The sequence below is a fragment of the Edaphobacter aggregans DSM 19364 genome (genome assembly GCF_000745965.1).
Classification (GTDB): domain Bacteria; phylum Acidobacteriota; class Terriglobia; order Terriglobales; family Acidobacteriaceae; genus Edaphobacter; species Edaphobacter aggregans.
In genome coordinates, this window is record NZ_JQKI01000013.1 from 124,727 (window position 1) to 146,728 (window position 22,002).

The 22,002-nt window shown below is 63.0% G+C and carries 20 protein-coding genes; 19 read left to right on the forward strand and 1 reads right to left on the reverse strand.

Annotated features, from left to right (window positions below):
- Nucleotides 1–18 precede the first annotated feature (18 nt).
- The 19 genes from Q363_RS06350 (at nucleotide 19) to Q363_RS06440 (ending at nucleotide 21,216) form a co-directional block, all read left to right on the forward strand.
- Nucleotides 19–999 carry an HAD-IIB family hydrolase gene (locus Q363_RS06350; RefSeq protein ID WP_035348733.1) on the forward strand — a complete coding sequence of 327 codons (981 nt, stop codon included), beginning with the start codon at nucleotides 19–21 and terminating at the stop codon, nucleotides 997–999.
- Between the two features lie 97 nt (nucleotides 1,000–1,096).
- The gene (locus Q363_RS06355; RefSeq protein ID WP_035348735.1) at nucleotides 1,097–1,837 is read left to right on the forward strand and encodes a lytic transglycosylase domain-containing protein; all 741 of its coding nucleotides are present in this window, start codon (nucleotides 1,097–1,099) and stop codon (nucleotides 1,835–1,837) included.
- Between the two features lie 25 nt (nucleotides 1,838–1,862).
- Nucleotides 1,863–2,924: a lysylphosphatidylglycerol synthase transmembrane domain-containing protein gene (locus tag Q363_RS06360; protein ID WP_035348737.1), complete on the forward strand. Its 1,062-nt coding sequence runs from the start codon at nucleotides 1,863–1,865 to the stop codon at nucleotides 2,922–2,924.
- A gap of 30 nt (nucleotides 2,925–2,954) precedes the next feature.
- Entirely contained in the window at nucleotides 2,955–3,428 is a 474-nt protein-coding gene (gene nrdR, locus Q363_RS06365; RefSeq protein ID WP_035348738.1) for a transcriptional regulator NrdR, read from the forward strand.
- A 53-nt stretch (nucleotides 3,429–3,481) separates the two neighbouring features.
- A complete protein-coding gene (locus tag Q363_RS06370; RefSeq protein WP_035348740.1) occupies nucleotides 3,482–4,525 on the forward strand; it encodes an isocitrate/isopropylmalate dehydrogenase family protein in 1,044 nt (347 codons plus the stop codon).
- Nucleotides 4,526–4,538: 13 nt separating this feature from the next.
- Nucleotides 4,539–5,345 (forward strand): carboxypeptidase regulatory-like domain-containing protein, encoded by an 807-nt coding sequence (locus tag Q363_RS06375; protein WP_051978452.1) that lies wholly within the window; start codon nucleotides 4,539–4,541, stop codon nucleotides 5,343–5,345.
- Nucleotides 5,346–5,355: 10 nt separating this feature from the next.
- On the forward strand, nucleotides 5,356–5,685 hold the full coding sequence (locus tag Q363_RS06380) for a hypothetical protein (protein WP_051978453.1): 330 nt from the start codon (nucleotides 5,356–5,358) through the stop codon (nucleotides 5,683–5,685).
- A 75-nt stretch (nucleotides 5,686–5,760) separates the two neighbouring features.
- Nucleotides 5,761–6,873, forward strand: coding sequence for an aspartate-semialdehyde dehydrogenase (gene asd, locus Q363_RS06385; RefSeq protein WP_035348742.1), 1,113 nt, complete (start codon nucleotides 5,761–5,763; stop codon nucleotides 6,871–6,873).
- Between the two features lie 26 nt (nucleotides 6,874–6,899).
- Nucleotides 6,900–8,303 carry a lysine-sensitive aspartokinase 3 gene (gene lysC, locus Q363_RS06390; protein ID WP_035348744.1) on the forward strand — a complete coding sequence of 468 codons (1,404 nt, stop codon included), beginning with the start codon at nucleotides 6,900–6,902 and terminating at the stop codon, nucleotides 8,301–8,303.
- Nucleotides 8,304–8,314: 11 nt separating this feature from the next.
- Nucleotides 8,315–9,001, forward strand: coding sequence for a 4-hydroxy-tetrahydrodipicolinate reductase (dapB, locus tag Q363_RS06395; RefSeq protein WP_035348746.1), 687 nt, complete (start codon nucleotides 8,315–8,317; stop codon nucleotides 8,999–9,001).
- Between the two features lie 61 nt (nucleotides 9,002–9,062).
- Nucleotides 9,063–10,334 carry an aminopeptidase gene (locus Q363_RS06400; protein WP_035348748.1) on the forward strand — a complete coding sequence of 424 codons (1,272 nt, stop codon included), beginning with the start codon at nucleotides 9,063–9,065 and terminating at the stop codon, nucleotides 10,332–10,334.
- A gap of 382 nt (nucleotides 10,335–10,716) precedes the next feature.
- Nucleotides 10,717–11,982 carry an aminotransferase class I/II-fold pyridoxal phosphate-dependent enzyme gene (locus Q363_RS06405; protein ID WP_035348749.1) on the forward strand — a complete coding sequence of 422 codons (1,266 nt, stop codon included), beginning with the start codon at nucleotides 10,717–10,719 and terminating at the stop codon, nucleotides 11,980–11,982.
- A 133-nt stretch (nucleotides 11,983–12,115) separates the two neighbouring features.
- Nucleotides 12,116–13,036, forward strand: coding sequence for a 4-hydroxy-tetrahydrodipicolinate synthase (dapA, locus tag Q363_RS06410; RefSeq protein WP_035348751.1), 921 nt, complete (start codon nucleotides 12,116–12,118; stop codon nucleotides 13,034–13,036).
- Nucleotides 13,037–13,084: 48 nt separating this feature from the next.
- Nucleotides 13,085–13,939, forward strand: coding sequence for a 2,3,4,5-tetrahydropyridine-2,6-dicarboxylate N-succinyltransferase (locus Q363_RS06415; RefSeq protein WP_035348752.1), 855 nt, complete (start codon nucleotides 13,085–13,087; stop codon nucleotides 13,937–13,939).
- Between the two features lie 32 nt (nucleotides 13,940–13,971).
- Entirely contained in the window at nucleotides 13,972–15,636 is a 1,665-nt protein-coding gene (locus Q363_RS06420; RefSeq protein ID WP_035348753.1) for a ribonuclease J, read from the forward strand.
- Between the two features lie 211 nt (nucleotides 15,637–15,847).
- Nucleotides 15,848–18,127 (forward strand): patatin-like phospholipase family protein, encoded by a 2,280-nt coding sequence (locus Q363_RS06425; protein WP_051978454.1) that lies wholly within the window; start codon nucleotides 15,848–15,850, stop codon nucleotides 18,125–18,127.
- 38 nt (nucleotides 18,128–18,165) lie between these two features.
- The gene (locus Q363_RS06430) at nucleotides 18,166–19,197 is read left to right on the forward strand and encodes a threonine ammonia-lyase (RefSeq protein WP_035348754.1); all 1,032 of its coding nucleotides are present in this window, start codon (nucleotides 18,166–18,168) and stop codon (nucleotides 19,195–19,197) included.
- Nucleotides 19,194–20,252, forward strand: a complete 1,059-nt coding sequence (locus tag Q363_RS06435; protein WP_245632064.1) for a hypothetical protein — start codon at nucleotides 19,194–19,196, stop codon at nucleotides 20,250–20,252. The genes Q363_RS06430 and Q363_RS06435 overlap by 4 nt, the downstream gene beginning before the upstream one ends.
- A gap of 49 nt (nucleotides 20,253–20,301) precedes the next feature.
- Complete coding sequence (locus Q363_RS06440; RefSeq protein WP_245632065.1) at nucleotides 20,302–21,216, forward strand: undecaprenyl-diphosphate phosphatase; 915 nt, start codon at nucleotides 20,302–20,304, stop codon at nucleotides 21,214–21,216.
- A gap of 6 nt (nucleotides 21,217–21,222) precedes the next feature.
- Here the strand turns inward: Q363_RS06440 and Q363_RS06445 are convergent, their stop codons facing one another.
- On the reverse strand, nucleotides 21,223–21,690 hold the full coding sequence (locus Q363_RS06445) for a PA2169 family four-helix-bundle protein (protein WP_035348832.1): 468 nt from the start codon (nucleotides 21,688–21,690) through the stop codon (nucleotides 21,223–21,225).
- Nucleotides 21,691–22,002: the final 312 nt, after the last annotated feature.

Here is a 22,002-nt window from a genome sequence, read left to right on the forward strand (position 1 = left end):
CGATGCGAGAATGGAGGGATGGCTGATAGGAAGCGCCTGCGCATGGTGGCGGTGGATGTGGATGGGACGCTGCTGGGCGCCGACGGCAAGGTGAGCGCGCGGAATGTGGCGGCTCTGAAGGCGGCGGAGCGGGCCGGAGTGGAGGTCGTGATTGCGACGGGGCGGCGGCACAGCTATGCGATGAAGGTGCTTCGGGGGCTGGGGCTGAGCGAGGAGAGCGGGCTGATCAGCTCGAATGGCGGGGTGGTGCGGACGCTGGGGGGGCGGCTGCTGGAGAGGACTCTGCTGGAGCAGCGGACGGCGGAGTGGCTGTGCGGGCATATTGGGGAGTTTCGGCGGGCGCTGCTGGTGACGTTCGACCGTGTGCGGGAAGACGGCGACGACACCCGCGGGGCGCTGGTGGTGGAGGAGATGGACGAGCTCAACGGCAGCATCGGGAAGTGGATGGCGGCAAATGAGCCTTATATCGAGAGGGTTGTACCGATGGAGGCGGCGCTGGGGCGCGAGGGGCTGATCCAGATGATGCTGTGCGGGACGATCGAGCGGATGCGGGAGGCGGAGGCGCTGCTGCTGGGTGATCCGAAGGTGGTGGGAGTGGGGCTGGAGCCGCTGGGAAGGAGCGAGGTTCGGCGGGAGGGCGCGGGGTTGGCGGCTGAGGGCGCGGCGCAGGCTGAGGCGGCGCTGCACCGGACGGAGTATCCGGAGAGGGATCTGAGCATCGTTGACATCCTGCCGGCGGGGTGCAGCAAGGGGCGGGCTCTGCTGGACCTGGCGCGGGAGCGCGGGGTGGAGCGGGAGGAGATTCTGGCGATCGGGGACAACTGGAACGATGTTTCGATGCTGGAGGCGGCGGGGAGCGCGGTGCTGATGGCGAACGCTCCGGAGGACCTGAAGGAGGTTGCCGTGGGGCGTGGGTGGAGCGTGGGGGCGCACCATCTGGAGGACGGGGTGGCCGTGGCGGTAGAGGCAGTGCTGGATCGGGCGCTGCATGGGGTATGAGCCCGAGAGAGAGACGACGATCCGGCCAATGGCACGTTTGTGGGTGTAACGAGGGAGATCGTCAGTGCCAAGCAGTGGTAGGCTCTTGGGAGTGGCGATGAGGCCCAGTCCGGTTTGGCGAGTCGTTCGCCTGGGATGTGCTGCCCTTGCGGTCGTCGCGATGGTGTGCCCGGTGTCGCGGGCGGCCGAGCATGTGACTTTGAAGAATGGGTTTGAGCTGGACTGCGTGCGTCGCGAGGCAGTGGGGGATCGCGTCCGGCTGTATCTGATAAGCGCGGGTAAGGATGCTGCGGCGAACTACCTTGAGGTGGCGGCCGACGCGGTGGTGCGGGTGGAGGCGATTCCTGATCCTCCTCCGGTGCCGGCTGGAATTACACCTGCCGCTGCGGTGACGGCTCCGGTGGCAGCGCTGACCCGCGAGGAGATGCACACGATGCTGGCGCATGCGGGGACGGAGCACAACATCGACGCGGATTTGCTTGCCAGCGTGGTTCGGACCGAGAGCGGAGGGCAGGTGCGGGCGGTCTCGCGTGCGGGAGCGCGTGGGCTGATGCAGCTGATGCCGGGGACGGCGAGCGAGCTTGGGGTAGAGGATGCGTTCCGGCCGGAGGAGAACATCGCCGGAGGAACGGCGTATCTCGATCAGCTGCTGACGCGCTATCACGATAATGTGGCGATGGCGCTGGCGGCGTATAACGCCGGGCCGGCGGCGGTGGACCGGTATCATGGGATTCCCCCCTACCGGGAGACGCGGGCCTATGTGGCGCGGGTGATTCGGGAGTTCAACCGGCGGAAGCAGGCGGCTCGTGTGGGCGAGCAGGTAGCGCAGGCGCAGTGAAGGGCCAGGAGCCGAGGGAGCTGCGATGAAGAATCGAGGAGCGGTGTTGTGGGCCGGGGTTGTCGTTGCGCTCGCCGTGGTGGTCTTCGTCTACCGTGACCGGATTCACTTTGACTGGGCGAACTTCTGGGAGCAGCTGCGGCACATCCACCAGGGCCATGCGCTGGCGGGGATTCTTCTGATCTACGCGACGTACTGGCTGCGGGCGATTCGGTGGAGCGTCTTTGTGAAGCCGATGAAGGACGTGTCGGTTGGGTCGCTGATTGGTCCGCAGTTCGTGGGATTTACGGCAGTGGCGCTGTTTGGCCGGCTTGCGGATTTGACGCGGCCTTATCTGGTGGCGCGAAAGACCGGGCTTCCGCTGAGCTCGCAGGTTGCGGTGTATACGCTGGAGCGGATGTTCGACCTGGGCGCGGCGGCGGCCATTTTTTCAAGCGCGCTGGCGTTCGCTCCGAAGAACACGCCGAGCTACGACCTGTTTATGCGCGTGGGGCGGGGCAGCCTGCTGGTGACGCTGGCGATTGCGGTGTTTGCGATTGCCGTGCGCGTGGCCGGCGGCGCAGTGGCGGGGTTTGCGCGGCACGTACTGAGGCCGCTCTCGAAGAACGTGGCCGAGAGCATCGCGGAGAAGATTGAAGGGTTTCGCGATGGGTTGAAGGCCCTGAAGACGTGGCAGGAGCTTCTGGTCGTGACGGCGATCTCGCTGGTGATGTGGGGGATGATTGCGTCGGCGTATGTGCAGACGGCGCATGCCTTCATCCAGACTCCTGAGCTGGCAAACCTGTCGTTCTCGCGCGCGATGCTGCTGATGGCGGCGAGCCTCGGCGGCAGCCTGCTGCAGCTTCCGATCATTGGGTGGTTCACGCAGATTGCGGTGACGGCGACGGCGATGCACGCCTTCTATGGCGCGCCGATTGAGGCTGCGACAGCGTGTGGCGCGCTACTGCTGGCGGTGACATTTCTGTGCATTATTCCCGCTGGGCTGTTGTGCGCGCGGGTCGATCACGTGAGCCTGAAGAAGGTGGCCGAGGAGAGCGAAGAGGCAGGCAAGGAGACCGAAGCCGCTGCGGCGGAGCCAGGAAGCTAGCGTGAGCACTGCTAGAATCAAGACATAGCGATGAAGTGTCCTTACTGCGGTTTTACCCAGGATCGAGTGGTCGATTCGCGAGAGAGCAAAGAGGCGGACTCGATTCGCCGCAGACGTGAGTGCGAGGGCTGCAACAAGCGGTTCACGACGTACGAGCGCATCGACGAGATTCCTTACATGGTGGTGAAGAAGGACGGCCGGAGGGAGAAGTTTGACCGGCAGAAGGTATTGAGCGGGCTTCTGCACGCCTGCGAGAAGCGGCCTGTCTCGGCGAACAAGCTGGAGCAGATCGTGGATGAGACGGAGGCCTACGTCGTTGATTCGCCGGAACGGGAGCGCTCGACGAGCGAGGTGGGCGAGCTGATTATGACGCGGCTCAAGGAGATCGATACGGTGGCGTATATCCGGTTTGCCAGCGTGTATCGCGACTTCCAGGATGTTGGCGAGTTCAAGCAGGAGCTGGACGAGCTGGTGAGCGGGAAAGATCAGAAGAAGAGAAAGTAACAGAGAGATCCGCAAGGGATTTCAAGCAACCAACGAAAGAAAGCTGGAGAGAGATGGCGGTTAAGAGAACTCACAAGATTACGTTGATTCCGGGCGACGGCATTGGGCCGGAGGTCTCGGGCGCGGTGGTGAAGATCGTCGAAGCCGCAGGCGCGGCGAACGGCGTGGGGTTTGAGTGGCATCGCTATGCGGCGGGCGCGGAGGCCTTCGAGCAGGCGGGCGAGTACATTCCGAAGGCGCTGTACGAGTCGGTCGAGCAGAATCGCGTTGCGCTGAAGGGACCGGTGACGACTCCGATCGGCGGAGGGTTTGCTTCGATCAACGTGACGCTGCGCAAGAAGTTCGAGCTGTTTGCGAACTTCCGCCCGGTGAAGAGCCTTCCGGGGTTGAAGACGAAGTACGAGAATATCGACCTGATCATCGTCCGCGAGAACATGGAGGACCTGTACGCCGGCCTGGAGCACGAGATTGTGCCGGGAGTAGTGCAGTCGCTGAAGATCATTACGGACAAGGGCTCGTCGCGGATTGCGCAGTTCGCCTTCGACTATGCGCGCAAGCATGGGCGCAAGAAGGTTCATGCGATCCACAAGGCGAACATCATGAAGCTGTCGGACGGACTGTTTCTGCGCTGCTGCCGCAGGGTCGCCGAGGAGTTTCCTGAGGTTGAGTACAAGGAGCACATCGTCGATAACACGTGCATGCAGCTGGTGCTGAATCCTTACCAGTACGACATTCTGTTGACCGAGAACCTGTACGGCGACATTCTGAGCGACCTGTGTAGCGCGTTTGTGGGCGGGCTGGGGCTGGTTCCTGGCGCGAACCTGGGGCGTGAGTGTGCGATCTTCGAGGCGGTTCATGGTTCGGCTCCCGATATCGCGGGCAAGGACATGGCGAATCCGACGGCGCTGCTGCAGTCGGCGGTGCTGATGCTGCATCACATCGACGAGAAGGCGACCGCGGAGATGGTGCAGACGGCCATCGAGCAGGTGTATCGCGAGGGCAAGGTGCTGACGCGCGATGTGGGCGGGACGGCCGGAACGAAGGCGTTCGCGGATGCGGTGCTGGAGGCGATGGACTCGCCTGTGGCTGCCAAGTAGGGAGAGGAGCAGGATGAGGATCTTTGGCTGGCCGGCGACCTTTTTGCTGGCGATGGGCACTTTGATTGCGATCGCGGGATGCAAGCCGAACGAGGCGATCAAGCGCGGCGCAGTGATCGGCAAGGGTACGAAGCCGAACGAGACTGGCGCGCCGAAGAGCGCGGCGATCGATGAGTCGACGACGGGCACGATTCGCGGCACGGTGAACTTCGCCGGCAAGGCGCCGGAGCGGCTGAAGATCGACATGAGCCAGGATCCTGTGTGCTCGATTACGGGCGGCGAGAACCTTACCGAGCAGTATGTGGTTCACGGCGGGAAGCTGGCGAACGTGTACCTCTACATCAAAGATGGTCCGGGGGCCGCGATGAATGCGGCTCCCCAATCGACTGCGCCAGTGGTGATGGACCAGATGGGTTGCAAGTACACTCCGCACGTGATCGCGGTGATGCGCGGTGGGACGGTGGAGTTCCGCAACTCCGACGGGACGATGCACAACATCCACACGATGCCGACGGGCAATCCTGTCGTCGATGTGTCGCAGGGGGCCAAGGGCGCTCCGGAGAAGAAGCAGTTCGATACTCCGGAGATGATGATGCCGGTGCGGTGCAACAACCATCCGTGGATGAATGCGTTCATCAATGTCTCGGCGACGCCGTTCTTTGCTGTGTCGGATGCCGATGGGAAGTTTGAGATCAAGGGTCTGCCCGCGGGAACGTATACGCTGGCCGCGGCTCACGAGAAGATGGGCGAACAGACGATGAAGGTGACGGTGTCCCCGAAGGAGAGCACGAAGACGGAGTTTACTTACTCGATGAAATAGCGGAGGCGCGATGGCGACGTTTTTGTGGCAGCAGGTTGTGGAGCGCGGGTTCAGCCTGACACTGATCTCGCATCGACCTCCCTTCTGGTTCCTGGTCTTCGCGCTGTTTCTGCCGCGGGTTTCGCTGGCGGTGGCGTGGTTCCAGGGAGTGCTGGTTCCGTTTCACTTGGTGGGGTGGATTCCGCTTGTCTTTGCCATCCTGCTACCGCGCGCGCTGGTACTGTACCTGATCTACCTGGATCAGGGGGTCAGCCTGTGGTTCCTGATTCATCTGGTGGTGGCGGTGCTGGTGTGGGCTGGCGGAGGGCATACGTATCAGCGGCGTCGCGGGGACGGGTAGCCGGGTGCGCGATATGCGACGGCAGACAGCCGTTTCGTGACGGCGAGTGACGGGCCGCGTTATTCTTAAGAGACTATGGAACGGCGACGGGTTGGCATTCTTGGCGCGACCGGCATGGTCGGTCAGCGATTCATTCAGCTTCTGCACAATCACCCCTGGTTTGAGATTACGTGGCTTGCGGCGAGCGACCGCAGCGCGGGCAAGGCCTATGGGGAGGCCTGCAAGTGGAAGCTGGACACTCCGCTGCCGGCGAAGATTGCCGCGATGACTGTGCAGCCGAATACGCCGGAGCTGTGCGAGGGTGGGCTGCCCATTCCGAAGATTATCTTTGCCGCGCTGGGCGCGGACATCGCGCGCGGGCTGGAGCCGAAGTTCGCTGCTGCGGGCTGCGCCGTGATCTCGAACTCGAGCGCGTTCCGGATGGTGAAGGACGTTCCGCTGGTGGTGCCGGAGGTGAACGCCGGGCACCTGGACCTGATCGAGACGCAGGCGTGGCGGCGTGAGAGCGGCGGATATATTGTGACGAATCCGAACTGCTCGGCGATCGGACTGGTGCTGGCATTGAAGCCGCTCGAGGAGCGGTTCGGGATCGAGAGCATGTTCGTCTCGACGATGCAGGCGGTAAGCGGCGCGGGGTATCCGGGCGTGCCGTCGCTGGACATCCTGGGCAACGTCGTCCCGTTCATCAAGAACGAAGAGGAGAAGATGCAGGAGGAGGTCGGCAAGCTGCTGGGCCACGTCCGCGGCGACCACATTGAGATGCTGGATGCGAAGGTGAGTGCGCACTGCAATCGCGTGCCGGTGGAAGACGGCCACACGGAGTGCGTGAGCGTCAAGTTCAGGAAGAAGGCGACGCGCGAGGAGATTCTGGCGGCGTGGAGTGAGTTCGCTCCGCTGCGCGGGCAGCATCTGCCGACGGCTCCGGAGCAGCCGGTGGAGTTCGATACGGCGGTGGATCGTCCGCAGCCGCGGCTGGACCGCATGCGCGGGAATGGCATGGCCGCCACGGTGGGGCGTCTGCGCGAGTGTCCGCTGCTGGACTGGAAGTTTGTGGTGCTTTCGCACAACACGATTCGCGGCGCGGCGGGGGCTGCGTTGCTGAACGCTGAGATTCTGGCGCGCACGGGCAGGCTGGACAAGCTGGGGGTTCCGACAGGGGCAACGCAGGGTCAGGCGGTGCTGGCTTGAGCGTAGCGCGGGAACAGCTTGTCGTGATGAAGTTTGGCGGAACCTCGGTAGAGGATGCCAAGGCGATGCGGCGGACAGCGGCGATCGTGGAAGGGCGCAGGAAGAAGGGCCTCTCGGCGATTGTGGTGGTCTCGGCGATGGCGAAGGTGACGGATCAACTGCTGGCTGCGGCCGGTGCCGCAGGGCGAGGCGACAAGGCGGGCGCGCTGGCGATCAGCGCGCGGTTGCGGCACCGGCATATCGACACGGCGACGGAGTTGCTGGATGAGTCGCGGTTTCTGAGCTTGCAGGGCGCGGTTCACCAGGAGCTCGATGCGCTGGATGATCTTCTGCGCGGCATTGCGGCTGTGGGCGAGCTGACCGACCGCACGAGCGACCTCGTCGTTAGCTTCGGTGAGCGGCTGTCGAGCCGCATGGTCGCGGCTGCCTTCGATCAGCAGGGGCTGAACGGAGCGCACGTCGATGCGCGCACGTGCATCATCACGGACTCGAACTACGGCAAGGCTGCTCCGCAGGAGCCTGCGATCGAGGCGAAGCTGGTGGAACACGTCCTGCCGCTCGTCGAAGCAGGCCAGATACCGGTGATGGGCGGGTTTATCGGATCGAATGCTGACGGCATCACGACGACGCTGGGACGCGGCGGCAGCGACTATACGGCCGCTCTGGTGGGCGGCGGGCTGCATGCGGGCGCGATCGAGATCTGGACGGACGTGAACGGCATCATGACGACCGATCCGCGTATCTGCCCGAATGCACTGCGGGTGAAGACGATCAGTTTTGAAGAGGCGGCCGAGCTTGCCTACTTTGGAGCGAAGGTGCTGCATCCGGCGACGATTCTTCCGGCGGTACAGAAGAGCATTCCCGTGTGGGTGCTGAACTCGCGTAATGCGGAGAACGAAGGCACGAAGATCACCGCTGTCGCTCCGCCGTGCAAAAGCCCGTTCAAGAGCATTGCGGCGAAGAAGAAGCTGACGATCATCGACATCGTCGCCAGCCGCATGCTGATGACGCATGGGTATCTGAAGGCCGTGTTTGACGTCTTCGACAAGTACAAGTGCGCGATCGATATGGTTTCGACGAGCGAGGTGAGCATCTCGCTGAGCGTGGACTCGAACGAGAAGCTGCCGGAGATCTGCGAGGAGCTATCGAAGATCGCCGATGTGAAGATGGAGGGCTCGAAGGCGCTGATCTGCATGGTGGGCGAGGACATTCGCGGTCACAACGGCATCGCGGGCCAGGTTTTCACGGCGATCAGCCACGTGAACTTGCGGATGATCTCGCAGGGAGCTAGTGAGATCAACATGAGCTTCATGATCGACGAAGAGGACGTGGAGGAGGCGATTCGCAGCCTGCACCAGCACTTCTTCACGGATCCCGACGAGACGGTGTTCGATGTGACGGCCCGTGTCCCCGCAGAGAGCAAGGTATAGGAAGGAAGACGATGCGCGTACTGGTGTTGGGGCATGGCAAGACGGGCAAGCTGGTGGCCGAGGTTGCAGCGGAGCGTGGACACGGCGTCCACGTGCTGGACGCGAAGGAGAATGCGAATGCGGCGGCGCTGACGCATCCGTTTGTCGCGGGCTTCGACGTGGTGATCGACTTCACGACGCCGGAGGCGGTGGTGCAGAACATGCGCGCGGTGCTGGCCACGGGCGCGAGAATGGTTGTGGGTACGACGGGGTGGTACGACAAGCTGGACAAGGCGCGCGAGTTGGTGGAGCGCAAGCAGGCTGGGCTGGTGTACGGCACGAACTTCTCAATCGGCGTGCAGGTGATGTTGCAGCTGGCGAAGAAGATGGCGGAGTCGCTGAAGAGCTGCGGCTACGAGTTTTCGATCGAAGAGACCCACCATGTGACGAAGGTGGATTCGCCGTCAGGGACGGCGCTGACGCTGGCCGGTGTGGTGCAGGCGTCGTCCGGAGTGAAGAACGTGCCGATCACGGCGCATCGCGAGGGCGATGCAGCCGGGCTGCATGTGCTGACGGCGAAGGGCAAGGCCGACAAGCTGGTTCTGGCGCACGAGGCACACTCGCGACGCGGGTTTGCCGAGGGCGCAGTGCGGGCCGCGGAGTGGCTGGCGACTCGGAAGGGCTGCTACGACTTCAAGGACATCTATTCGCAGATGTAGCAGATGGAAAGGCGCGATTCTTGGGCCATAGACGAGCGTCTAATGAGTGAGGAGATTTTCGATGAGTGCTGCAGCAGAAGTCGCGACGAAGTTTGAGGAACTGACCCTGGACGAAAAGTTGGACCGGCTGGCCGAGGTGGCCGTGAAGGTGGGGCTGAACCTGAAGGCGGGGCAGGAGTTGATCATGTCGGCTCCCATGGAGGCGCTGCCGTTGGCGCGCAAGATCACCGAGCAGGCGTACAAGGCCGGAGCGCTGCTGGTGACGACGCTGTACGGTGACGATCCGAGCGTGCTGGCGCGGTTTCAGTACGCGCAGGACGCGAGCTTCGACTATGCGCCGGCGTGGCTGCAGGATGGCATCGCCAACGGCTTCCGCAGCGGGGCAGCGCGGCTGGCGATTGCGGGCGCGAATCCGGCGCTGCTGGCGAAGCAGGACCCTGCGAAGGTAGCGAGGGCGAACGTTGCTGCCTCGAAGGCGGGCAAGCCGGCGATGGAGCTGATTACGCGGCACGAGATCAACTGGACGATCGTCGCTGCGTCCACGCCAGAGTGGGCGAAGCTGGTCTTCCCGGGCGAGGCGGAGGATGTTGCCGTCGCGAAGCTCTGGGAGGCGATCTTTGCGGCGTCGCGCGTGAACGCGGCCGATCCCGTCGCCGAGTGGAGGGAGCACGGCGAGCGGCTGAAGAAGCGTGTGGATCTTCTGAACGCGAGGCGCTTCTCTGCGCTGCACTTCAAGTCGGCCGATGGAACGACGGACCTGAAGGTTGGGCTGGCGGACGATCATCTTTGGGCCGGTGGCGGGACGCCGGCCGGCAACGGAGTCTATTGCCAGCCGAATATTCCCACCGAGGAGTGCTTTACGACTCCGCACAAGGACCGCGTGGATGGTGTGGTCCGGGCCTCGAAGCCGCTATCGCACCAGGGAACGCTGATCGAGAACATCGCTGTGCGCTTTGAGGCGGGACGCATTGTTAAGGCGACGGCGACGGCGGGTGAGGATGTGCTGAACCGGCTGATCTCGACCGACGACGGCGCGCGGCGGCTGGGCGAGGTGGCGCTGGTGCCGCACAACTCGCCGATCGCGCAGAGCGGGATTCTGTTCTGGAACACGCTGTTTGATGAGAACGCGGCGAGCCACATCGCGCTGGGGCAGGCATATTCGACGTGCCTCATCGGCGGCGAGAAGATGGATAACGCCGAGCTTGCAAAGCGCGGAGCAAACGAGAGCCTGATCCACGTGGACTGGATGATCGGGTCGGCGAAGATGGATGTCGATGGGATTGCCGCCGACAGTACCGCCGAGCCGCTGATGCGTAAAGGTGCGTGGGTGTAGGAACTCCTCGCCGCAGGAGTGTCTGTTGAGGAAGCCCGGCGGAGGTCGCCGGGCTTTCTGTTGCCATTTTTGCGCCTTCGTTGGTTACAGATAGCGGAAAATTCTCCGTTTTTCCTCATCATTTTGAAGAATTTTTCGCCTTGCCAAAAGATTTTTGTGCGCTGCGCGGATTTTCGCTGTACATTGAAACTCATTACGGGGCTGACGCGTCAGTATCCGTGAATCCCCTCACATCGTAGTTACTGCGTGGCCGCGACGCTCCGCAGGGCAAGTTCGAATTGCCGATCTTCGCCGTTCGCGCACGACTCTCTGTCGTTGCGTCGTCGCATCCGTGTATCAAATCGCTATCTCGCGTATTTACGCGACAAGAGGAGAGAGCCTTATGAGCAGCATTCACGCTGGTGTATCGCGCAGGTCGTTTATGCGAATCCTTGGGGCAGCCTCTGCAACGGCCGCCTCGTTTCCCGCGCTCGCGGCTGTGCAGCAGGGCGCTGCAGCTGCCCCCGCGCAGGGCGGCGGACGCCGCGGACTGGGCGGCATGTCGGACGTGGGCGAGATGCGGCAGCTCTCGCCGGACACGATCATCATCAGCTCGAACGAAAACCCGCTTGGGCCGGCGCCGTCGGCGCTGCAGGCGATCGGCGTGACGGGACCGCTGGGCGGCCGCTATCACTACGACGAGTCGATGAAGACGCTGGTCGCCTTCAATGAGGTCTATGGCCTGAAGCGCGGCTACTCGGCGCTCTTCCCCGGATCGGGCGGCCCGCTGGACCTGGCGCTGATGTCGAATATCGGGCCGGACAAGCCGCTGGTCTACGGCGACCCCAGCTATGAGCAGGGACCTCGTGCGGCCGATACGATGAAGGCTCCGAAGCTCCCGGTGCCGCTGACCCCGACCTACGCGCACGACGTGAAGGCGATGGTGAAGGCGCATCCCGCGCCCGGCGCGTACTACATCGTGAACCCGAACAATCCGACGGGCACGATGACGCCGCGCGAGGACATTCTGTGGCTGCTGGCGAACAAGCCTGCCGGTTCGGTTGTCATCGTCGATGAGGCGTATCACCACTTCTCGGATCATGAGTCGGTGATCGATCAGGTTGCGCTGGACAAGGACATCATCGTGATGCGGACGTTCTCGAAGATCTACGGCATGGCCGGTCTTCGTGCAGGCTTCGCGGTAGGACGTCCTGACCTGCTGCAGAAGATGGGCACCGTTCCCGGGCCGAGCCGCAGCCTGGCAAGCATCTCGATCACGAGCTCTGCCGCCGCGCGCGCAAGCCTGCAGGACAAGGAACTGGTCCCGCTGCGCCGGAAGATCAACTCGGATGTGCGCTCGGAGACGCTCGAGTTCCTCGAGAAGCACGGCTACAAGACGATTCCGGGCTCGCAGGCGAACATGTTCATGGTGGACGTGAAGCGCCCGGGCAAGGAGTTCCAGCAGGCCATGCTGAAGGAGAACGTCGCGATCGGACGCACGTGGGCGGCTATGCCGAACTACGTACGCGTGACCGTGGGAACGAAGCAGGAGATGCAGAAGTTCCAGACGGCGTTTGTGAAGTGCATGGACATGCCTCCGGGCGCAGTCAACGGCGCCTCGCTGCATATTCCGGAGTTCCATATTCCTTCGGAGCTGTATCGCGCCTGATCCGGACTGGCGGAGGTTACAACGCGAAGAGAAGCCCCGGTCTTGCCGCCGGGGTTTCTTTTTGCCCCGCAATTCGCAGACAGCAGGCCGCCCGTGAAATTCACGCGCCTGACGCGGTAAACTTTCAATCACTATGGAACTGACGGGTTGTGGAACTGCGCTGGTCACCCCCTTCCGGAGCAATGGCGATGTGGATGAGGCGGCGCTTGAGTCGCTGGTCGACTGGCAGATTGAGAGCGGGATCGGGTTTCTCATCCCCTGCGGAACGACGGGCGAGGCGTCGACGCTGAGTGAGACCGAGTGGCTGCGCGTGGTGGAGGTGGTCGCCGGAGCGGCGGCTGGCCGCGTGCCGGTCTTCGGCGGATGCACGCACAATGCCACCGCCGAGGCCGTGCTCAAGGCGAAGAAGCTCGCGCGCGTCAAGGGAGTCACGGGAATCCTGACCGCGAACCCTTACTACAACAAGCCGGGGCAGGAGGGGCAGTACCAGCACTTCCGCGCGATCGCGCAGGCGGTCGACCTTCCGGTGCTGCTGTACAACATTCCCGGACGAACAGGCGCGAATCTTGAGCCTGCGACGGTGCTTCGTCTGGCGGAGATCAAGAACATCATTGGGGTGAAGGAGTCGAGCGGCAACATCGTGCAGATCACGGAGCTGGCGACGACGGCTCCGCGAGGCTTCAAGATCATGGCTGGAGATGACTCGATGGCGCTGCCGGTGCTGGCGCTGGGCGGCACGGGCCTGGTCTCGGTGGCCTCGAATGTGATTCCGGCGGAGATGTCGGCGATGGTGCGGGCGGCGATCTCGGGTGACTGGGCCACGGCGCGGAGCGTGAACCAGAGGTACTTCCGTCTGATGTTGGCGCACTTCTGGGAGGCGAGCCCGGCGCCGGTGAAGGCCGTGCTGAAGATGATCGGACGTGGGGACGATGTGCTGCGGCTGCCGATGATTTCGGTGACCGATGGCACGCGCAAGCGGCTGGAGACGCTGGTGGCAGAGCTTGGCCTGCTGGAACCGGCTGCGGCGAAGGGTCAGCATCGGCAGGCTTCCTAGCACCGGGTTAACAACGGCATTGAGATTTCTCGTAAGAAAAGGTGACAAGTGAGTTTGAACGGTTCGCTGCAGGGGAAGATCGAGCACTGGTTTGCGCAGGGTGCGGAGGCGATTGGGAACAAGGACGCGGAGGCGGCTTTCTACGAGCTGCGTAGGGCGCTTGAGGCTGGGACGCTGCGCTCGGCGGAGCCCGATGCCTCGATGCCGCTAGGCTGGCGCGTGAACGCTTGGGTGAAGCGCGGGATTCTGCTGGGCTTCCGGCTGGGGCAGATGGTGGAGATGGGCTGCCCGGACGGGTTTCGTTTTGTCGACAAGGCGACGTATCCGGCGCGGCGGTTTGGTGCGGCCGACGGAGTGCGCGTGGTTCCGGGTGGCTCGAGCGTGCGCAGTGGAGCGTATCTCGCGAAGGGCGTTGTGGTGATGCCGCCAGCGTACGTGAACGTTGGCGCGTATGTGGACGAGGGCACGATGGTGGACTCGCACGCCCTTGTCGGCAGCTGCGCGCAGATTGGCAAGCGCGTGCACCTGAGCGCCGCGGCGCAGATCGGCGGCGTGCTGGAGCCGGTGAATGCGAGCCCGGTGATCATCGAAGACGATGCGCTGGTAGGCGGCAACACAGGCGTCTACGAAGGAACAATCGTGCGGAAGCGCGCTGTCATCGCGGCCGGGACGGTGCTGACGCGCGGGACGCCGGTCTACGACCTGATGAAGGGCGAGGTGTATAAGGCGACGGCTGAATCTCCGCTGGTGATTCCCGAGGGGGCGGTGGTTGTGCCGGGCTCGCGCGCGGTGACCAAGGGCAAGGGCGCGGAGTGGGGGTTGAGCGTTGCGGCGCCGGTCATCGTGAAGTATCGCGATGAGAAGACAGAGCTTTCGCTGGTGCTGGAGGACGTGCTCCGGTGACCGTGCGGGCTTGCTGATAAGATTGAAGTTTCATGGCACAAGATAAGTTGAAGCTGATACCACTGGGTGGGCTGGGCGAGTTCGGGATGAACTGCATGGCTCTCCGCTGGCAGGATGACATTCTCGTCATCGACGCCGGCCTGATGTTTCCTGAAGAAGAGCTGCTGGGTGTGGACATTGTCGTCCCGGACATCAGCTACCTGACGGAGAACCGCGACAAGGTTCGCGCCATCGTGCTGACGCACGGTCACGAGGACCACATCGGCGGGCTGCCCTGGATCCTGTCAGAGCTGAACGTTCCGATCTACGGCACGGAGTTCACGCTGGCCTTGGTCGAGGGCAAGCTCGAAGAGCACAACCTGCTGGACGACGCGGAGCTGAACGAGATCATCCCCGGCCACAGGCTGACGCTGGGACCGTTTTCGATCATGCCGATCCGGGTGACGCACTCGCTGGTGGACTGCGTTGCGCTCGCGATCCACACGCCGGTGGGCGTGGTGCTGCACACGGGCGACTTCAAGGTCGATCTGTCGCCGACCGACGGACAGCCGTTCGACCTGCAGGCGTTTGCCGAGCTGGGCAAGCAGGGCGTGCTGGCGTTGCTGCAGGACTCGACCAACGTGGACCGCCGCGGATATACGCCGAGCGAGAAGGCAGTACGGCCGCGGCTGGACGAGATCTTCGGACAGACGAAGAAGAAGCTCTTCTTCAGCTGCTTCTCGTCGTCGATTCACCGCATACGGATGGCGATGGAGCTGGCGACCGAGCACGGGCGAAAGGTTGCCATCATCGGCCGATCGCTGGACAACTCGACCGAGATCGCGCAGGACCTGGGTTATTTGGAACCCGCGCCCGGCCTGATCATCAATCCGGGGCAGATCAAGGACTTCGGGCCGGAGAGGCTCTGCATCATGATTACGGGCACGCAGGGCGAGCCGATGAGCGCGCTGGCCCGCGCCGCCGTGAATAACCACAAGTTCGCCCACATCGAGGCGGGCGACACCGTGCTGCTGAGTTCACGTGTAATTCCGGGCAACGAGAAGTCAATCTACCGGGTGATCGATCACCTGGAGCGGCGCGATGCGCAGGTGATCTACGACGACGGTGCCTCGGGGCTGATTCACGTGAGCGGGCACGGCAGCCAGGAAGAGTTGCGGCTGATGATCAACCTCGTCCGGCCGAAGTTCTTCGTTCCCATCCACGGCGACTACCGCCATCTGAAGCGGCACGCGGAAATGGCATCGTCGATGGGGTTGGTGGAGAAGGCGATCCTGATGGAGGATGGCGACGTTTTGGAGCTGGATCGCAACTCGGCCACGAAGACAGGCAAGGTGACGGTGGGCCGTGTATGCATCGACTCAGGCGGCGCGGCTGCCGATGTCGTCGAGGACCTGGTGATTCGCGATCGCAAGCACCTGAGCGAGGATGGCATTGTGCTGCCGATCATCGCGATCAACAAAGGCACGGGAAAGCTGGAGAACATGCCGGAGATCGTGATGCGCGGCATGGCGGTTCCGGAGGAGGGTCTGGTCGCCGAGGCGCGGCAGGTGGTGCAGCGCACGCTCGATGGATCATCGGGCGAGGAGAAGGCCGACTACGGCGTAATCAAGGAGAAGATCAGGACCGACCTGAAGCGCTTCATCCAGAAGAGTACGAGCCGCAGACCGCTGATCATGCCGGTGATTCTCGAGATCTGACGCAGGGGGACTTGGTTGCAGAGAAAGGCGCCCCTGTGTGGGCGTCCTTTTTATATGCGCGTTACGGCGTAAGAGCAGGTGACATCGCGGGTACGCGCAGCAGGAAACCTCCGCTAGCGAAGGTAAGATGAGTGGCGAAGGGGAAATCCCTCAAAAGAAACGGCAAGAACTCGGATAGACAGCGCACGCGCGTGAAACGCATGGTGATCGTATGTTGAATTTCGCACTTTGCCGTAGCCTTGCTCTGACTCTGGCAGGCGCAGCGGGAACGCTGGGGATTACTGCTGCTGCTGCCCAGCAGCAGCCATCTGCACAGACGGCCCAGCAGACGACAGAAAAGCTGGAGACGAAGACGCCTTCGCAGGCGCCTGCCGCTGCGAAACGACCCAGCGTCGGATTGGTGTTTGAGGGCGGCGGAGCGCTGGGATTTGCCCACATCGGTGTGATCCAGTGGATGGAGGAGCACCATATCGCGGTGGACTACGTGGCCGGAACGAGCATGGGCGGCCTTGTCGGCGGGCTGTATGCGTCGGGCCTTGGACCGGACGAGATCAAGGAGTTTGTGAAGCGGATTGACTGGCCGACGGTGCTGAGCGGGCAGGTTCCGTTTCAGGCGCTGAGCTATCGCCGCAAGGAAGACAAGCTGGCGTTCCCGAACCGGCTGGAGTTTGGCTTGAAGCACGGCTTCAGCCTGCCCAGCGGGCTGAATACGGGGGCGGCCGTTGGCCTGCTCTTCGATCGCACGATGCTCCCCTATTGGGACCTGAAGAGCTTTAACGATCTGCCGATTCCGTTTCGCTGCGTTGCGACTGAGATCACGACGGGGAAGCCGCATGTCTTTCAAGACGGCCCCCTGCCCCAGGCATTGCGGGCAACGATGTCGATTCCCGGAGTGTTCGCACCGGTCCATCACGGCAACGAGATCTACTCCGACGGAGGCGCCGTGGACAATCTGCCGGTGGACGTGGCGCGTGCGATGGGCGCGCAGGTAGTGATCTCGTCGTACCTGAATGCGGGCCCACCCAAGCCGGAGAGTCTCAACTCGCTGACCGGAGTGGTAGGGCGGAACATCTCGATCATGGTCGCAACCAACGAGGTGAGGAGCCTCAAGGACTCCGACATTGTGATCTCGTCGGACGTGAGCAAATTTGAAACGCTTGCGTTCTCAAAGAGCGACGACATCATCCCGATCGGCTATAAGGCCGCGCAGCAGATGGCACCGGAGTTGGAGAAGTATGCGCTGAACGATGCAGACTGGGCCGCCTATGTAGCACAGCGGCAGGCGAGACGCAGGACCGACCTGCCGATTCCGCAATTTGTCGAGGTGTACGGCGTCACAGGCATGCAGCAAAGCGATATCGCTGTCCGATTTGAAAAGTTCGTCGGTGAACCGATCGATAAGGACCAGATCGAGAAGAGCATTGCGGGGCTGCAGGGGACGGGTCTGTATTCGACCATCAACTACAACATTGTCGAGCGCAACGGCAAGCGGGGCCTGCTGATACGGCCGGCCAACAAGACCTACGGCCCGCCATTTATGAACTTCGGCCTAACGATCCTGGCCAATGACTCCAATAATGTTCAGCTTGGACTCGGGCTACGGGCGACGTTTTACAACCTCGCCGGTCCGGGTTCGGAGCTGCGCCTGGACGGTGCGGTGGGCCAGCTGGCGGTGTTGAGCGGAGAGCTCTTCAGGCCGCTGAAGGCGGGATCGCGCGCGTTCGTCGCACCGCGTGCCTACCTGGCCCACCAGGTGAATCCCTACTTCGTGGGCACGGAGCAGCTTGAGGAGTATAAGGAGAAGCGGAATGGGCTCGGCGTCGACCTGGGCTATCTCTTCAATGCGCGGACCGAGGTGCGCGTCGGCGAAGACGTTCAGTGGTACAGCGAACGACGTACCATTGGCGAAGGCGCCGCTCAGGACTTCTCCCTGACACCCTTCGTCACCAGAGTGAGGTTTCAGTACCTGGGTCAGGACGACTACATGGTGCCGACGCGGGGAAGCCTGGTTTCGACGTTGTACAACTACTACACGGAACGGCCAAACGGCTCCGGCGGGTACTCGCAGCTGACGGGACGTATTGAGCACTTTATCCCGATACGGTCGCGAGGAATCCTGCCAATGATCGCACAGGGAGGCACGAGCTTCGGCGCCGACAACCTGGGACTGGCCGGACTGACCCTGGGTGGACCTTTGCGACTGAGCGCCTACGCCAGAAATGAGTTGTTGGGGTCGGACTACTTCCTGGGACAGATCGGTTACCTGCATCGCCTCGCCCAGCTCAACCCGGTGTTCGCAGATACGATCTACGCGGGCGGATTTTACGAGATCGGCAAGATGTACGGGGCCAACGCACAGACACCGACACTGCCCAATGATGTCACGGGAGTGGTAGTCATCAAGACGCTGTTCGGGCCGGTCTTCGCCGGACTCAGCATCGGTGACAGCGATCATCGTAAGTGGTACTTCGGCCTCGGCCGGGTCTTCTGAGGTCTGTCTCTCACTGCGCCCGGTTATCATGGGTGTGTATGAGCGACTTTGTGACCCTGGATGAGATAGGCGCCGCAAAAGAACGGATCAGCGGCGTAGCTGTGCGGACGCCCCTCTATCGCCTGGAGCGGGCGCGGCTGCAGTTGGCAGGACTCCCCGAGCCTGAGTTCGACCTGTACATCAAGGCCGAGAGCGAGCAGCCGATCGGGAGCTTCAAGCTGCGCGGAGCGTACAACATGGTCTCCCAGCTAACGCCCGAGGCGCGGTCGCGCGGCGTGATTACCTACTCGAGCGGCAATCATGCGCAGGGCGTAGCGTATGCGGCGCGTGCTCTCGGCGCGAAGGCTGTGATCGTAATGCCGTCGAATGCTCCTGCGGTGAAGAAGGCTGCGACGCGCGCTCTGGGCGCCGAGATCGTCGAGGTTGGGCCGGCTTCGTCGGAGCGGCGGATGAAGGCCGAGGAGCTGGTGGCGAAGTTCGGCTATGCCATGATTCCACCTTACGACGCTCCTCAGATCATCGCCGGACAGGCGACCTGCGGGCTTGAGATCGTCGAGCAGCTTCCGGATGTGGATCTGGTGATCGCCCCGGTCAGCGGAGGCGGCCTGCTGAGCGGCATCGCCACCGCGGTCAAGCTGGCGGCGCAGGCCGGCCTCGCCTCGCCCGACGTAAAGGTCTGGGGCGCCGAACCAGAGCTGGCCGCCGACGCGAAGGAGAGCTTCTACTCGAAGACACTGGTCGAGTGGCCGGCAGAGAAGACGGTGCGGACGATCGGCGACGGTCTGCGGACGCAGAGCCTCGGCGTGCTGAACTTCTCGCATGTCATCCATCACGTGGACGGCATCGTCACGGTGATGGAGGAGGAGATCCTGGCGGCGCTGCGCGTGATTCTTACCGCGACGAAGCTGGTCGCCGAGCCGAGCGGGGCGGTCTCGCTGGCGGCCGCACTGTTCCACGCGCAGGAGCTGCCCAGTGCCCGCAAGGTGGCTGTCGTGCTGAGCGGGGGAAATCTGGAGCCCGCGCTGCGCGAACAGCTCGAGCGCGAGATGGTTGCAGGGCCAGCGGTGTGAGCAACGCTCTCGCTACTCCGGGCCGCCGCGCGTCTAATATGTCGTCTATGCGAAACGATCGTTTGCGATGGTCTGGCCTGGGTGTGGTTCTGCTGCTGGCGTGCTCGATGGTGTGGGCGCAGAAGAAGGACCAGGCGGGGTACGACCGCGCCGCACGAGCGACGGTGCTGCACGAGGCTGTCGTCTACGTCGCCGCCGATCCGGAGTCGCAGAAGGTCTCGCTGGTGACGCCCGGCCACGAGGTGGTCGTCGTCGAACGCAGCGGGCCGTGGGTAAAGGTCTTCGCCAACACCGACGTTCAGGAAGATGTGGAGGACAAGCCGGAATTCGGTGACGATGCAGCCGCGCAGCCAATGTCCGGATGGATTCGCGACAAAGGCGTAGTGAGCGCCGCGACGCCGAACGGCGACATCATTCTGTACGGCGCCGCTGCGAATCTTGAAGACGCTGCGACACAGCCGAATGCTCCCAAGGGCGCAGCCATGGCGGCGCACATGCTGTATCGGCGCGTATGGGAGTACTATCCTCAGTCTTCGCTTGCACCAGAGGCGGTATGGCGCTCGGCGGACATCCGCTGGCAACTCAACAAGCGCGACATCAGCACGCTGCCCTCTGCCAAGGAGCAGGACGCCTCTCTGCGGCCGCAGATCTTCGAGGGCGACATGAAGAAAATCATGAAGAACTATCCCGGCAGCAAGTACGCGGCGATGGCTGCCTATGCGATGCTCGATAACAAGCTGTGCGGCGACTGGCAGGGACTCCCCAAGTGTCCCGAGAAGGAGGCCGAGCTCTACGAGAAGTACGCACAGCAGTATCCCGACGGCCCGAAGACAGCCGAGGCTCTCTACAACGCGACCTATCGCGAGGCCGTCGTCGTGACGATGTACACGGTGGAAGAGAACAAGAAAAAGGCCGATGCCGCCGCAGCTCGCACGCAGTCGCTGGCCCAGCAGGTCCAGGCGAAATTTCCGCAGACGGACTACGCCGCGCGTGCCGTCAGCATCGCCTACCGCGTGCAGCAGGGGATCACCATTTATGGCAACGACCGCGAGTAGTTCTTGAGCACTCGCACCCGACCATCTTCACGATATCTTCAGACGAAGCATGTACATTGAAACTATGCCGATTCTTCACGTCATTCTGCTTGCCATCGTGCAAGGTCTCGCCGAGCTGCTGCCTGTCTCGAGCTCTGCTCACGTTATCGTCGCGGAAAAGATTCTGCAGAGGCACTACGGCGGCCTGGACCCGACCGATCCTCGCATGACACTGCTGCTGGTGATGCTGCACACGGGCACGATGTTCGCCGTGATCGCCTACTTCTGGAAGCAGTGGAAGAGGACCTACTTCGCCAGTGCAGATGCGTTCAAGCGCTTCGCCATCCGCGCCATCTGGGCGAGCTTCCTTACCGCCGTCATCGGCTATCCGCTGATGAAGATCATCGAGAAGATCGCGTTCAAAGGCGCCTCCAAGGCCGAGATTGAGCTGCTCTTTGGCCGCCTCGACCTGATTGCGCCCGCTCTGGTCGCCGCAGGAGTGCTGATCCTGATCGCCGGGCTGAGGGAGCGCAATCAGAAGGCCGAGCCTACAAACCTCTATGGCAACAGCGTCACCATGGGGCAGGCCGGATGGATGGGAGCCATCCAGGGACTGTGCCTTCCCTTCCGCGGCTTCTCGCGCTCTGGCGCGACCATCTCGACCGGCATGCTGGCGGGGGCGGTCAAGGACCGCGCAGAGAGGTTCAGCTTCGCGCTCGCCGTCATCATCACTCCCGCGGCGATCGCAAAGGAAGCGATGCGCCTCGTCAAGGCCTCGCATGAGGCCGCGGCTATCGGCTCCCCGATCGACCTGCATAGCAGCGCAACGATGGGATTGCTGGGAGCGGTCCTTGCCTTCGTTGCGGGTCTGGTAGCGCTCAAGTGGCTGAGCGCGTGGCTTGAAGAGGGCCGCTGGTATCTCTTCGGAATTTATTGCCTGCTTGCGTCGGGCGTCGTGTTCTATCTGCACCACCTTGGCTACTAGCCGCGGCTACTTCTTTGCGGCCAGAGCATCGCGCTGCGAGCGTACGTAGTCGTGCGAGCTGAGGATGTGCGCCTGCTGCTCGGCGAGCAACTGGCGGACCGGCAGCGGCAGGTTCTGCTTCAGAGCATCCGCATAGGCTTCCTTCGCTGCGTCCTCGCCCTGCTCGGCGGTCGCAAGCAGGGCGTGGTCGCCACCGCCCAGCTTTGCCTTCAGATCGCCCCATACGCGGTGCAGCGTACCGGCCACCGATCCGGACTCCTTAATGTCATGAACCCCGTTCTGATGCAGCACCTCTTCCAGATCGCCGCGGAACTGCGCGCGCTTCAAGGACTCCGCCAGAAAGTAGCGCTTCAGCGTCTCGTCCTTCAGGTGATCGCCGATCTCAGCGAACCCCTTCTGCCCATCGAGCAGCGTGCTGATCACAGAGAGCACAGCGAGCTGCATTTCGTTGCGCTTGCCGGCGTCGGTAGCCATGTGGTTGACCTCATCATTGCGAGATAGAGAGAGTCCGATTCGGCAGGGTCCGCAGGCTGTCAGCGATTCACCTTCGCCGGCGGCAAGCGGGAGAAATCGCGAAAATCCCGCTCCCCTGCCAATCGGATACAAAGAGCCGCCGGAGATGCCTCCGGCGGGCGGTTGTACACATAGAGATGCGCGTCGGAGGCACAGGTTTGCATCCGGGTACCTGAGCGGTTTTGTTTCGCAGCCGTTGCTCCGTGGTCTGGGATAATCGGAGGTGCTCTGGTGGTTTACAGCCCTCGGTAGCGATCTGGAGTGGCGATCGTT

Excerpts from the sequence above, each read along its gene's own strand:
- Q363_RS06350 (WP_035348733.1), top strand. The coding sequence starts at position 19 with ATGGCTGATAGGAAGCGCCTGCGCATGGTGGCGGTGGATGTGGATGGG.
- Q363_RS06355 (WP_035348735.1), top strand. The coding sequence starts at position 1,097 with ATGAGGCCCAGTCCGGTTTGGCGAGTCGTTCGCCTGGGATGTGCTGCC.
- Q363_RS06360 (WP_035348737.1), top strand. The coding sequence starts at position 1,863 with ATGAAGAATCGAGGAGCGGTGTTGTGGGCCGGGGTTGTCGTTGCGCTC.
- nrdR (WP_035348738.1), top strand. The coding sequence starts at position 2,955 with ATGAAGTGTCCTTACTGCGGTTTTACCCAGGATCGAGTGGTCGATTCG.
- Q363_RS06370 (WP_035348740.1), top strand. The coding sequence starts at position 3,482 with ATGGCGGTTAAGAGAACTCACAAGATTACGTTGATTCCGGGCGACGGC.
- Q363_RS06375 (WP_051978452.1), top strand. The coding sequence starts at position 4,539 with ATGAGGATCTTTGGCTGGCCGGCGACCTTTTTGCTGGCGATGGGCACT.
- Q363_RS06380 (WP_051978453.1), top strand. The coding sequence starts at position 5,356 with ATGGCGACGTTTTTGTGGCAGCAGGTTGTGGAGCGCGGGTTCAGCCTG.
- asd (WP_035348742.1), top strand. The coding sequence starts at position 5,761 with ATGGAACGGCGACGGGTTGGCATTCTTGGCGCGACCGGCATGGTCGGT.
- lysC (WP_035348744.1), top strand. The coding sequence starts at position 6,900 with ATGAAGTTTGGCGGAACCTCGGTAGAGGATGCCAAGGCGATGCGGCGG.
- dapB (WP_035348746.1), top strand. The coding sequence starts at position 8,315 with ATGCGCGTACTGGTGTTGGGGCATGGCAAGACGGGCAAGCTGGTGGCC.
- Q363_RS06400 (WP_035348748.1), top strand. The coding sequence starts at position 9,063 with ATGAGTGCTGCAGCAGAAGTCGCGACGAAGTTTGAGGAACTGACCCTG.
- Q363_RS06405 (WP_035348749.1), top strand. The coding sequence starts at position 10,717 with ATGAGCAGCATTCACGCTGGTGTATCGCGCAGGTCGTTTATGCGAATC.
- dapA (WP_035348751.1), top strand. The coding sequence starts at position 12,116 with ATGGAACTGACGGGTTGTGGAACTGCGCTGGTCACCCCCTTCCGGAGC.
- Q363_RS06420 (WP_035348753.1), top strand. The coding sequence starts at position 13,972 with ATGGCACAAGATAAGTTGAAGCTGATACCACTGGGTGGGCTGGGCGAG.
- Q363_RS06425 (WP_051978454.1), top strand. The coding sequence starts at position 15,848 with ATGTTGAATTTCGCACTTTGCCGTAGCCTTGCTCTGACTCTGGCAGGC.
- Q363_RS06430 (WP_035348754.1), top strand. The coding sequence starts at position 18,166 with ATGAGCGACTTTGTGACCCTGGATGAGATAGGCGCCGCAAAAGAACGG.
- Q363_RS06440 (WP_245632065.1), top strand. The coding sequence starts at position 20,302 with ATGTACATTGAAACTATGCCGATTCTTCACGTCATTCTGCTTGCCATC.
- Q363_RS06445 (WP_035348832.1), bottom strand. The coding sequence starts at position 21,690 with ATGGCTACCGACGCCGGCAAGCGCAACGAAATGCAGCTCGCTGTGCTC.